9 protein-coding genes and 2 pseudogenes are annotated in these 12,757 nt (G+C 44.0%); 1 reads left to right on the top strand and 10 read right to left on the bottom strand.

What is annotated here, in order from left to right; translation table 11 throughout:
* Nucleotides 1-23 precede the first annotated feature (23 nt).
* A complete protein-coding gene (locus QZW82_RS23660) occupies nucleotides 24-1,640 on the bottom strand; it encodes a TerD family protein (RefSeq protein ID WP_293153732.1) in 1,617 nt (538 codons plus the stop codon).
* Between the two features lie 110 nt (nucleotides 1,641-1,750).
* Between QZW82_RS23660 and QZW82_RS23655 the strand changes: the two genes are divergently transcribed.
* Nucleotides 1,751-2,536 carry an ion transporter gene (locus tag QZW82_RS23655; protein ID WP_293153729.1) on the top strand — a complete coding sequence of 262 codons (786 nt, stop codon included), beginning with the start codon at nucleotides 1,751-1,753 and terminating at the stop codon, nucleotides 2,534-2,536.
* Nucleotides 2,537-2,684: 148 nt separating this feature from the next.
* Here the strand turns inward: QZW82_RS23655 and QZW82_RS23650 are convergent, their stop codons facing one another.
* From QZW82_RS23650 to QZW82_RS23610, 9 genes and pseudogenes are all read right to left on the bottom strand, one after another.
* Nucleotides 2,685-3,179 (bottom strand): HAMP domain-containing sensor histidine kinase, encoded by a 495-nt coding sequence (locus tag QZW82_RS23650; protein ID WP_293153726.1) that lies wholly within the window; start codon nucleotides 3,177-3,179, stop codon nucleotides 2,685-2,687.
* Between the two features lie 103 nt (nucleotides 3,180-3,282).
* Nucleotides 3,283-3,717, bottom strand: a pseudogene (locus QZW82_RS23645) (sensor histidine kinase); the annotation flags it as partial.
* A 47-nt stretch (nucleotides 3,718-3,764) separates the two neighbouring features.
* Nucleotides 3,765-3,968 carry a hypothetical protein gene (locus QZW82_RS23640; protein WP_293153723.1) on the bottom strand — a complete coding sequence of 68 codons (204 nt, stop codon included), beginning with the start codon at nucleotides 3,966-3,968 and terminating at the stop codon, nucleotides 3,765-3,767.
* Nucleotides 3,965-5,783: pseudogene (gene ltrA, locus QZW82_RS23635) on the bottom strand (group II intron reverse transcriptase/maturase). The gene QZW82_RS23640 and the pseudogene ltrA overlap by 4 nt, the downstream one beginning before the upstream one ends.
* Before the next feature lie 661 nt (nucleotides 5,784-6,444).
* Nucleotides 6,445-7,470, bottom strand: coding sequence for an RNA-guided endonuclease TnpB family protein (locus QZW82_RS23630; RefSeq protein WP_366665085.1), 1,026 nt, complete (start codon nucleotides 7,468-7,470; stop codon nucleotides 6,445-6,447).
* 77 nt (nucleotides 7,471-7,547) lie between these two features.
* The gene (locus QZW82_RS23625) at nucleotides 7,548-8,030 is read right to left on the bottom strand and encodes a CBS domain-containing protein (protein WP_293153720.1); all 483 of its coding nucleotides are present in this window, start codon (nucleotides 8,028-8,030) and stop codon (nucleotides 7,548-7,550) included.
* Nucleotides 8,031-8,143: 113 nt separating this feature from the next.
* Nucleotides 8,144-9,499, bottom strand: coding sequence for an ATP-binding protein (locus QZW82_RS23620; RefSeq protein WP_293153717.1), 1,356 nt, complete (start codon nucleotides 9,497-9,499; stop codon nucleotides 8,144-8,146).
* 783 nt (nucleotides 9,500-10,282) lie between these two features.
* Nucleotides 10,283-10,849, bottom strand: coding sequence for a hypothetical protein (locus QZW82_RS23615; protein WP_293153714.1), 567 nt, complete (start codon nucleotides 10,847-10,849; stop codon nucleotides 10,283-10,285).
* Nucleotides 10,850-11,130: 281 nt separating this feature from the next.
* Nucleotides 11,131-12,699, bottom strand: a complete 1,569-nt coding sequence (locus tag QZW82_RS23610; protein ID WP_293153711.1) for a hypothetical protein — start codon at nucleotides 12,697-12,699, stop codon at nucleotides 11,131-11,133.
* Nucleotides 12,700-12,757: the final 58 nt, after the last annotated feature.

The following is a 12,757-nucleotide window of genomic DNA, read 5'->3' as shown; positions in this document are numbered from 1 at the left end:
AAGTCCTTAGTACAAACATTAATTTATTTGTGAGTTGTGCCGTCTGGCATAATTGCGCCTGTGAGTGTTGCTCCAGCCAGATTTGCTCCAACCAGTTTAGCTTCCTTCAGGTTAGTTTTCTCTAAATTTGCATTGCTCAAATTTGCCCCGCACAAGTTTGCAGAAGTTAAGTCTGCTTCACTTAAGTTTGCTCCATGTAGGTTAACACCAGAGAGATTAAACCCACTCAAGTTTTGCCCGATCAGATTAACACTTTGTAAGTTTACCCCAATCAAATTTACCCCTGTGAGATTAGCACCATCCAAGTTAGCGCCTATACAGCAGGCACCACTTAAGTTAACCCCACTTAAATTGACGCCACTGAGATTTGCATAACTTAGATTGATTTTACTTACCTTCGATTGACTTAAATCGGCTCCTGTCAAGTTAGCACTACTTAGACTTGCCTGCACTAGGTTGGCTTTACTCAGGTTTGCTGTAGTCAGATTTGCGCTATCTAACTTTGCTTCGCTTAAGTTGGCTTGACTAAAATTTGCCTGAATTAGTCTTGCAGAATACAATATTATCTTGGTTAAGTTAGCTCCACTGAAGTTAACTTCAATCAAATCAGCACTATGCAAGTTTGTTGAGTTCAAATTTGCGCCTTGCAAGTTGGCTCCAATCAAATTTACCCTAGTCAAGTTGGCATTTGCTAGATTGGCTCCGATCAGGTTTGCTTGACTTAGACTGACATTAGAGTCGAGAGTTTTTCCACTTAAATCTACTCCCGCTAAGTTAATCCCTGTAAAATCTCGCTCCCCCTCTTCATACCGTTTCCAAAATTCCTCAGCAGTGATAGCTGCTTCCAGATTTTCTAGTGCAGAATCATCTATTTTTTCCTCTTCCTCAGATTCCACAGTCTCAGCATTCACTGGAGTAGCAGCCGGCTGTTCTACCGATTCGCTAGATGCTGGAATCGGTGTCTCCTCGATCGCCTCTTCTCGCAATAACCGATCCACGCGATCGCTAAAAAGCCTCAAAATCTCAGCATCATCAAGCTTCTGAGCCACATCCTCGGTACTTTTCACCTTATTCTCAACATAATACTTGTCCACAAAACTTTGCAATCCAGCATTATATCCTTGTCCTACAGCCTGAAATCTCCATTCGCCATTCTTTCTGTACAAACGTCCAAACTCTAAAGCCGTTTCTTGCGAAAAAACCTCTGTTAAATTATACCGAACCAGTTCGCTACCACTCTTGAGATTGTAAAGCCGGATAAACGAATTTCTGACTTGACTAAAATTTTGATTGTTTGCCTGTGCCTCGTGAATAGTCACAACAAACACAATTTCCTCAACATCAGCATCGATCAGACTCAAATCCACAAAAACTGTCTCGTCATCTCCCTCAACTTGTCCATTCCTGCTGTCTCCAGAATGCCGCACCGCACCGTCCGGCGATGTCAGATTGTTGTAAAATACAAAATACTTTTCATCGGGAATTCGACCGTCAGCGCCTAACATAAAAACAGATGCGTCAATGTCGCAGTTTTGTGCTGTCTGGCTGACTTGCCACCCCAGGGCGATCGCAATTTTATAGAAATCAGGAGCTTCCTTAGAAAGATTAAATCTTTCACCCTTCGTTAATTCGATAGTCATCTTCAATAATTACCTGATATTTGAAATTAGCGCCTTAAATATTTTAAGCTATTAGTTAAAGAGGATACAACAATGTTGTGTCCCTACCCAGCCTACAATCCAGATTATTTATGTTAAACCGGAAACAAATTGCATTTTATCTAGAAGATATTGAAACACCCACAGGGAGAACCGTTAGTTTAATTATTACCGGACTAATTCTCCTCTCTTCCGCCAGCTTTATCGCCGAAACTTATCCGATTTCCCAATCCGTTAGAATCAAATTACAAACTCTCGACACCGCCCTTTTAGTTGTTTTTGCTATCGAGTATTTACTGAGGCTTTGGTGCGCTGACTATAAAATTAAGTTTATTTTTAGTTTTTTCTCTATCGTCGATTTGCTGGTGATTTTACCATTCTTTTTGGGATTTGTCAATGTCAGTTTTATTCGGATTTTTCGCTGGTTTAGAATTCTCAGACTCATCCGCTTTTTGGAATTGAAAAATTCAGTGCTTCGCATCAGCAGCGAAGATGGAGTGATTTTTTCCAGAATTCTGTTTACTTTGCTGGCGATAATTTTTGTTTATTCTGGTTTGATTTATCAAGTTGAACATCCCGAAAATCCTGAAGGTTTTGGGACTTTTTTGGATGCTGTTTACTTCTCGGTTGTCACGATGACTACGGTGGGATTTGGCGATGTTACTCCGATTTCGGAATCAGGTCGTTTTCTGACTATTTTGATGATTTTGACTGGAATTGCTCTGATTCCTTGGCAATTGGGGGATTTGATCAAGCAGTTAGTTAAAAGTGCTAATCAGGTAGAAACTGTTTGTACGGGTTGCGGTTTGTCTGTACATGATGCTAATGCTAAATTCTGTAAAATATGCGGCACTCAGTTAGATAATGGTAAGAGGTAATTGGGCATTGGGCATTGGGCATTGGGCATTGGGCATTGGGCATTGGGCATTGGGCATTGGGCATTGGTTATTAGAATTAACCAATAACTAATAACTAATAACTAATAACCAATAACCAATAACCAATAACTAATAAGCAATGACTTCTTTAAGCCAAGGGTAACAAGATTTCAAATTCGGTACCGATGCCTAATTGCGATCGCATTCTGAAGGCCCCGCCGTGTTTGCCGGTCACGATTTGATAGCTAACGGCTAAGCTGGTTTCTTTGAGGGCACGTTTTTCGGTAGAGAATGATTCTAAGATTTTATTGTACTTGTTAGGTGACATTCCTGGGCCGTTATCTGCTATGCGAATCGAAACCCAGCGAACGTGTAGTTTATCCAAATCGCTCGCAGGTTCGGGACAGCAGACTTGAGTTGTGATTTCAATTTGAGGCTGGCGCTCGAAGTCTTTTATTACTCCACCTTTGAACTCTTTTGCCAATTCTTGACCGACTGCTTCGTTAATTAATGTATTAATAGAATTGGTCAAGATATTCATAAATACTTGGTTTAGCTGTCCTGCATAGCACGGAACTGGCGGCAGGTAGCCGTAGTTTTTGACTACTCTGATTTCCCCGCTCAAACGACTTTTGAGCAGCAAAAGTATGCTATAGCCTTTCTCAAAAAGATGAGGTATGCCTGACAGCTTGTATAACCGCTTAAACTAAGGGGGCTGAAGCCCAACAACGTCCGCGAATCTTTCTGAGAACCGCTATATCTATGTTGGCGTGCAAGTCGGCTGGTTTGGGATACACATCGTCGATGTGGCAAAAGTTTTGCAAACTGCTTGCTAATTTGCTCAAACGTTCGGCTCCGGCTTTGATGCTGGTAACTGTTCGGAGGAAATCGTTTTGCAAAAAGTCGTAGTCTATATCTTCTTTTAGCTGTGCTATTTCTGGCGGGGGATTGGTACAGTGTGCGTCGTAAACTGAGAGCAACTGCATTAAGTTTTTGCTGTATTCGCTGACGTAGGTTAAATTGCCCCAAATGAAGCCTACCGGATCTAAAATTTCGTGGGCTACTCCGGTGACTAAACGGCCTAAGCTAGCCATTTTTTCGCTTTGAATCATTTGAGTTTGGGCTCTTTCGTAGCGGACTTGAGTTTCTATGCCGCGAATTTGCCAGTAGGCGATGTTTAGTGCTTGAAATACTCACGCCCGCTAAAGCCACAGTGATTCTTGACGCTTCACAGGGTGATGCTACCTTTCGTAGTCTTACTCTCCCTCTGCGTCCGTTTAGAGTCGTGGCGATTCCCCATCCCGACTTTTTCTATATTTCTAGCAGCATTTTCAATTAAAGTCAGCGACTCCCTCACGAGAGTCGCTGCTCTCCAAAACCGTGCTTGATAGTTTCCCATCACACGGCTCCTCAGTGATACGGTGTTTGTCATACATACCTCATTACCAATGTGTCTTCATCCCAGAACCATCTCCAGGTAGAAAGTTGTTTAGGCTTGACACTATTGCAGTCAGATTGATTGCCGTATTTATCATCACTGGCAGTTTTTGTATCGTGACAATGACGATGGAGTAATTGCCAATTTTTGTATTCATCCTTTCCACCATTAGATTTAGGGATGATATGGTCTAGCTCCATTACATCTCCATCTTTAAAGTATTGTCCGCAGTGGGCGCATTTCCCTTTTTGCTGTTTGAGCAACGATGCTGTTCGCTTTGGCATCTGGGGATTTTTACCCATTCTTGAACTCCAATAAACCAGGTTGCCGTCGTATGGTGACGCATCGCCTTTAACTTTCACATAGTCTTTGATTGGGGTGGAACTATGTTTGAGTAACCGGATGGGATTTTTCCCATCCCTGGTTGCGAAGACCCAGTTATCACCGCCGATTGATTTCCAGTATTTTTTGGCTATCCACTTTTTGCCTTTATTTCTATGGCGGTGTTTTGCCCAAGATTCAAGTAAGGTGTAAATCTGGGCATCCATTTTTGAGAATGCCTTTTTACTACAAACCGTTGAATAGTAATTTGCCCAGCCTCGAATGATAGGATTTAATTTCTCTATCAACCTCTTCTGTGAGGTGCCTTTGTGGGTTTTAACTACTTCCTTGATATGGTTGTAGCGTAGTTTACACTTGGATTTGCTTGGGGTGATGATGGTTTTGAAGCCTAGGGGTATTCCATTTGAGTCTTTCCCAGTTATATACTTACCAACTAGGAATTGTTGAACGTGAAATCCCAGAAAGTCAAATCCTGGTGTTTGATTCTCATGTTCTTCAAGAGTATGCACTAATCGGGTTTTATTTGGCTTCAATTCCAAACCCATGTCTTTTAACCATTCAGAGATTATCTCCTTGCATCCAGATACGACGGTTAAGTCTTTGTGGAGAACTACAAAGTCGTCGGCATAGCGTATGATTGAGACTGAATTACGTTTGTCCCTTGAAGGAAGTTGATATTTTCCATCTGACCTTTTAAGGTCGCAGGTTTCCACGTAGTCTTTAATCCGCCATTCCATCCCGTGGAGGGCAATATTAGCCAGTAGTGGGGAGATGACACCTCCCTGTGGCGTACCCTCAGATGTTTCAAAGTGCTGCCTATTGTCCATCACCCCCGCTTTTAACCAGGCTCGAATTTGTCGGCGAATGGTGGGGGATGTATTGAGTTTTCTGAGCAGCGCTTCATGGTTAATGCGGTCGAAGCATTTAGCAATATCTGCATCAAGCACGTATTTCGGCTTTTTGTTAATTGCCATAAAAATTGCTTCAATCGCGTCGTGGCATGAGCGTCCTGGTCTGAACCCATATGAGTTAGGTTCAAAACGCGCTTCCCATTCAGGTTCTAGGGCCTGTTTAACAAGCGCCTGCAATTGCGCGGTCATTCATGGTAGGTATTCCTAAAGGTCTTTTTTCCTCGATTCCAGGTTTGGGAATCCATACTCGCCTGGTTGGTTTGACCTTAGAACCCAGAGTTAGGTTGTTTATCAGGTGTAGACGTTGCTTTGGGGTTAGTGATTTGACGCCATCCACACCAGCCGTCTTTTTCCCTTGGTTATCCTGGGTTACTCTACGCACCGCGATAGCTTTTGCAGCCCACGATTTCATCAACAACTTTTGGAGTCTGCGAACTAACTTGACATCTCCACGACTAGAGGCTTGATAAATCCGTTTTTGTAGTTTGAACACTTCCCGCTCTAGCTTACGCCAGGGGAGTTGGTTCCATTCATACATCGGTTTTGCCGTGTTCATGACTTATTGACTACTACTGTTGGCTTTACCTTCGGTATCACCGTGAGTCTGTTGGCATATCCTTGAAATTACTCAAGGCATTCGCTTCTGACTCAATCTTTCCAATCCGCAGCATCCGGTTAGCACCTACTCTCTTGATTCGACTTTCAACAGAGAGCATACGGGTGGTTACTTCGTTCCTAATATTCATTGGTTGTACCTTTCAGAATGATGCTCTTCACCAGGTTTACGGGAAGCGCTAATCACTTAGTTGAGACACTATTGATTCCCTGACCTTGCCTTTTTACGACTCCCAGCGTATCAGACCTTATTTCGCTGGTTACAAGTATTGATGAGTCAACGCATCTTCACTTTCGTTATTCATGGGTACTTGCTTGACGGGTGTCGGGTAAGGCTCCCTACAGTGCCGTCTTTCTTCCCCGCTTGAAGGATTGATGGCTAGTCGCTACCTTCGGGGAAGTGCTTTCACTCCTGCGCTTGGAGGGTGGGAGTTGAGGGTTCTAGGATACTAATTCTCACCCACATGGATATTAAGTTGTCATCTGTAAGGGATTTAAGTGCGAACTCAACCTGATTAGTTACCCTACAGATGCCTGGAATCCCCCCATTGCTGGGTTTCTCCAGAACGAATCGCACTCTCTGTCTTGAACATTGCCGCAACTTAGACAAAGCACTGAACGAATAGACAAATCGATTTTGCCCCATTTAAACCACAGTCTGAGCAAACTTGGCTAGTAGGTTCCCATCTACTAATTACTTTAAATTCTCTGCCAAACTTCTTCGACTTGGCTTCACAGAGAGTCCTAAATTCTCTCCATCCTTGTTGACTAATTGCCCTTGAAAGCTTCCGATTCTTTACCATTTCCGACACGTTTAAATATTCCAAAATAATCACTTGGTTTTCGTTGACTATTTTGGTTGATAGTTTGTGCAGGAAGTCTTTACGGGTGTCGGCAATTCTATTATGAAATTTAGCAATTCTGATTCGAGTTACATTTCTTCTTTTTGAATCCTTTGGCTGACGAGCTAACTTGCGTTGCAGTTTGCGGACTTTGCGGTCTAACTTTTTATAGCTAGGACTTTCAGCTTTCTCCCCATTGCTCATTACTCCAAAGGTTTTAATTCCTAAATCAATCCCGATACTTGGATACAATGCCTCGGTTTGAATTGGCTGAATCTCTACTACAAAACTCAGAAAGTACCGATTAGTACAGTCCTTGATTACCGTAACGGAGCTAGGGCTTGATGGCAACTCTTGCGACCAAACTGGCTTGACAATTCCAATTTTGGCTAAATAGACACCACCGTTCTCCTTTATAGAGAAACCACGAAGAGTAAATCTTGCAGACTGACTATTAGTCCTCTTTTTGAATTTAGGATACCCAACTTTACGCCCCTTTCTTTTCCCTTTACAGGAGTCGAAAAAGTTCTTAAAAGCTGTCTCCAAATCCGCTACAGATTGCTGTAAAGGAACTACCGAGACTTCACTCAACCAAGCTCTTTCTTCAGCTTGCTTGGCTTGAGTAATCACTATTTTCTGGAGTTCGGAAGATTTAGGCTTTCTCTCTGATTGCTTGCAAAGTGCAAGAGCATCGTTCCAGGCTACTCGAACACAACCAAACAATTGAGCCAAGCTCTGTCGTTGTTGGTTGGCTGGATATATTCTGTACTGATACCTTGCTTTCATTATTCCTTGCTATTTGATTTACTCTATCGTACCACACCTTCCTAATAGAATCACCAAAGTTTAGAGAATTAAAGCCGTCAAGCGAAGGACGGGGCTTCAGACCCAGTTCTTTGGTGAGGATCTAAGAGCCGGTAAGATTGGGAGTCGATTTGGACTACGATTGGTTCTGACTGCAATTCGGGCGATCGACGCAGAGCTTGTTGAGCGGCTGCCAAAATGGTTGTACTCTCTGCAAGCAATAATATTTCGACGCGAGCGTAACTGTAGATAACCTTCAGCGGTAAGTGCAAAAATAGCTCGGGGCCTTGGGGTTTGAGCAAATATTCCAGCAGTTGTCTGCGGGATATCATCCCGACCAATTTTCCTGCTTCTATTAATACGGCTCCCGGGATTGGGCGATTCTGTTCAAAGATTTCGGCAACTACTAGGGCCAAGCAGCTCGATTTAACCTGAAATTGATACAGGGGCAAATCTTGGAGGGTAGACTCTAGGGAAAGATCTTGATGGCTGCCTTCGGAGAGTGAAGGGCCGAGGAGTTTGGGACTTAATGTATTTGCCACTGGAACTTTTAGTTGCCGAAACACGCTGGGAAAATAAAATGAGAACTTAACTACTAAGCTAGCCGATCGCGCTTAACTTGGATGGCCGAACCTGAAGGCTGTTCTTGAGTTAATCATGTTTTGCCAACGATCGGCAGGAGTATTTCAAATTCGGTGTGCTGGCCGGGCTGCGATCGCAATTTTAGTTTGCCGCCATGCTTTTCTGTGATGATTTGATGGCTGATTGCCAGGCCCATACCGCTGCCTTTGCCTGCTGGTTTAGTGGTAAAAAATGTGTCAAATATGTGCTGCTGATTTTCTGGGGTAACGCCGGGCCCGTTATCGGCGATCGCAATGGCGGCCCACTTGCCCTCTGCGGTTTCTACCACTTTAGTCGTAATTTGGATTTGGGGCTGCCAGTTGTCCGCGCACTCTGTATCTAGTTCGCGATCGGCTGCATACTCTGTCAGGGCGTCTAGAGCGTTAACTAACAAATTCAACAATACCTGACTCAATTGACCCGAGTAACCGTTAACTAGCGGCAGTTCGCCGTATTTTCTTACCACTTCTATGCCATTTTTAAAGCGGTTTTTCAGGATTAACATTGTAATCTCCACGCATTCGTGAATGTCTATATCCACGGGCTTTGTCTCATCCATGTGAGAGAAGTGGTGCAAACCGTTGACTATTTTTAGTAATTGTGAGGCTCCCCACTTCGTGCCTTCTAAGGTGACTGGCAAATCTTCTTGTAAAAAATCAAATTCTATTTCTTCTTTGATGGCATCAATTCGGGGACACGGTTCCGGATATTCTGCTTCATAAACCGACATTAGCTGAAGCAAATTTTCAAAATAGGACAGCAGAAAAGTCAAATTTCCCCAAATACAGTTCAGCGGATTTCTAATTTCGTGGGCTACACCTGCTACAATCCTCCCCAGACTCGCCATCTTTTCGGTTTGGATAAGTTTGGCTTGGGTTTGTTCGTGGAGCAATTTATTTGTCAATTGATGAATTATTGATTGAGCAACCATTAATTGGTGTACGTCTAACAGTCTGTAGGTATGGGGTGCAACTTCGACTACTACAGGTTCGTAAACTAATTCTGCTGGTCTGTAAAGCGATTCCTGGGCGGCTTCTACTATTAATTTACTGCTAGGAAGCACCAGTAGCTCTTGCCTAGAAAATCTGTACAATACCTCTATCGGTCGCTTGAAAAACATTTCTAACCCGTAGCGACGGTTAACTTTTTCAAAAAATTGACGCCTGGATATGATGCCGACAAAAGTACCCATATTTGTCAACATGACGCCTGGAAGCATGGAATTTTCTTCAAAAGCCTGGGCTACTTCTTTTGCCTGTTGAGTTAATTCTATTTGGCAGTTGTAGAGAGGCAAGTCCAGGAGAGTTGATTCTAAGGAGATGTTCCAAGTACAAATTGCAGGTATGTGTAACACTGATAACTCCGAGCTAATCTGATGCACAGCCAACATAGATGAAACTCCTGTTAAATTTTGTATGATGGATAACTTTAGTTGCTATTTATTGGTAACTGGTAATTGGTGGTGGGTAATTATTAATTTAAAAAATTACAGCAGCACCGGATGGGAAAACTCGATCGCCCTGGCATTGTCTGGTATAGCAATCCTAAATCATTTGCATAATTTTTGTAGGGGATCTTTAAGATCCCGGTTGCCCGATAGATAGGGGGTAGGCACGCACCATCCACTACCCCTACAAATTTATCTGAATCATTTAGGATTGCTATAAAGATTTGGTTTCTGAATCAATGTTAAACGATCGAAGCTTTTGTGGAACTTACGGAGCTTTGTTATTAACTTTTTACCATGATATACCATGCGATCGCCTGTTTTCGGAAATCTTAAAAAATCATTAAGGCACTTTGGTTATGCGTTATACCATTTTTGGGTGATGGTAGGGAATTGGAGAACAGCGATAGCGGGCAATTGGTGAATATACGGGGATGGATCGAGGGATATAGGGGGCGGATGGCGATCGTCCAATCCGCGCCTTAAGGGTCAAGACTGGGGCGGAGGCAAAAATCGGAAGAAGCAAGAAGCAAGAAGCAATCGAATGCAAGGGTTTCAGGAATTAAGAAAGTCCTAACCGTCGGGCGTTGCTGCCCTACCACTCTAAATAAATGGAACTTTAGGGAACTTCCCAACTCCGACTGCCGTCTTACAAGGCTCTGTTTTTTGCAATCTGCAATCTGCAATCTGCAATCTCAAATCTCAAATCTCAAATCTCAAATCCTCTCAGGGTTCCACCTCGGGCCAGAGGCGTTCTAGCTGATAGCGCCAAGTGGCGAGAGTCTGTTCGCGAGACTCTCGCCCGAGTTCCATTTCGCCCATCAATCCCTCTGCGTAAAAACGATCTAAAGTTTGAAGGGTCGTTTCTATGGATTGTCCCTGCATCTTGGCTGCTTTGATGATTTGACGGATGCGGCTTTCGATTAAACCGCCGAAAAAGTCGGACAAACCTTGTTCTTGCAAAGCTAGCAGTCTGGTGATGGCGGCCGAGAAATCGGCGGCGGCGAGTGTAGCGCAACTGTGCTGAAACACTCCCCACAAAACGTTTTGATGTATGGCGTAGCGAGTTTCGAGGGTGGTGTCAAAGTTAGCTTCTAGCAGTTTCTCGAAAAAAGGTTGAGCTTCTTGAGCATCGGCGATGGGTAGCAAAGTCCGCAACCAAGTTCCGTCTTCTGAAAGCAGGACTAAGAGGCGAAATTTAGGGGTTTGGACTTGCCAAGAAGTGGCAGCAGGCGTCTCAACATTTTCGCCAAATAAGTCTTTAAGGGTATTACTAATTTCTTCGGGAGTCATGGTAATTTTAGATTTTAGCTTTGAGGTTTGAGATTTGAGATGGCAGGCTAGGGATTGGGTTTCTAAGTTTTTGCGATCGATTTAGTATGGCTCAATCTAAAATATAAAATCCACCATCTTAGGACTGACGCTTGTGGATTTAAAATATTATGACTGACGCTCAAAAACCAGGTTTCTAGGACAATAAGAGGTTTGGCAAGGAAAAATCTACGCAGCAACGAGGTTTCTGAGAATTAGTGCGTGCTGTCCGAACTATTGTAAATCTAAGATCTAAAATTGATTTACGGGAGCCAGCGGGGGTGATAGCCGGCAAAGGGCAGTTCTTCTGGCTGTACTTTTGCGGGAGAGTTGTCTGCGGGTATTTCTAATAAGGGTAGCAGCCAGAGGCGGCTGGTGGCGATCGACTGTCCGCTATCGTTGCGGGGAGTGTCTGCTGCTGTGGGTTTTGCTGTTGTGACTGATTGGTCGAAAATTAATGCCAGCCCGTCGGGAGATAAACTGATTTGGGTATCTAATTGGTTGGGCAAAACTAGCAGCGGTTTGATGGTTCCTACCAAACGAGTGCCCTCTTTTTTGAGGTCGATGGCGGCGATGAAAGGCTGTTCTTTGTAGCTTGCGGTTTTGAGGCGTTCGGCTAGCAAGCAGTAGAGACGCTGGAATTGGTTGTCTTTGTCTTTGCGCGGATCGAAATAAACGGCGATGATGCTACCGGGAATCCGCAGTATTTCTTGTTCTGCGCCTTGGTTGTCTAAAATAAAGAGCGATCGAGTGTAGTCGCTGTTGTATTTAACGTAGGCGGCGGCGGAGTTGTCGCGGGCCATCCCCAATACTTGTTCGTATTTTGGCAAAAATTCTACTGGATCTGCTTCTGGTTTGAGGGGGACGATCGCCAATCCTTGTTTTTGAGATATTACCATCGATTTGCTGTCGGGGCGAATCATAAAATCTCCGCCTTGTTGGTTCTCCAAGGGTTTGGGCGCGACTTTTTCTTCCAAAATCCAAGGACTGAAATCGCCGGGATTGCGGCGGTTGACGCGCTGGATAATGATGATTTTTCCGTCGGCTGAGAGGTCGAATTTGAGGTTTTGGTAGTCTTTGGAGTCTAAGAGTTTGTCGATTCTACCTGCTGGTTGTGCTGGTTGGGGATCTTCTCCGGGGGATTGGGGATTGAGGCCGGTGGTGACTGTAAATAGTTCTTGATTTAGGGTGCCGCCTGTACGGGCGATCGATCGATCTGTGGCGGAGAATAAAATGCGATCGCTGTCGGGATACGGTTTAAAATCGGTGACAACTAAATCTTTGGGAGTCAGCGGTATCGGTTTCGAGTCGCTGCTGGTGAGATTGACTAGCATTAATCTGCTTTCTGTTTCGCCTTCAACGCCGATGTAAACAAAAGCTCGATCGCGGCTGCGGAAGGAACTGCTAAACGGTTGAATTTGCGTTCCTTTGTATTGGTTGTTTTCTCCAAAATACTTGTCGGTGGCGCCCGCGAGTTTTAAGGTGTAGGTAACGCCGTAGGGTGCTGGATCTTTGAGGGTGTAGGCCATGCGCCTGCCGGCCCAACTGAATTTACCTGGGAGGGGCGGTTCTAGCTTTAAGTTTTCCTCGACGGTGGAGTGGTTCATCGGCCGAAAGAAGTTGAGAATAAAGCCGGTATCTGCGGCGCCGATTTGTTTGTTCTCCCAAGTGAAGTCTCGCACTCTGGGCGCTGTGCGATCGCCACTCAGTAGCAGCAGTCCCATTAAGACGCTCAGCAGTAGGATGAGGAAAATCGCTACCCGGTCGATCGGCTGTTTGAATTGCCCAATAGCGAAGGTTGAAGGATTAATTTTTTTGTTAAAAATACTCACAAATCTTTCTCTCCTCTTCCTGCTGAAAATTAACTGCCAATTTTTCCCTATTAAATTT

Origin of the sequence: Microcoleus sp. bin48.metabat.b7b8b9.023 (genome assembly GCF_013299185.1) — a bacterium.
In the GTDB taxonomy this organism is placed as follows: domain Bacteria; phylum Cyanobacteriota; class Cyanobacteriia; order Cyanobacteriales; family Microcoleaceae; genus Microcoleus.
Note: the sequence above shows the minus strand (reverse complement) of the source record. Positions and strands in the feature narration are given on the sequence as shown.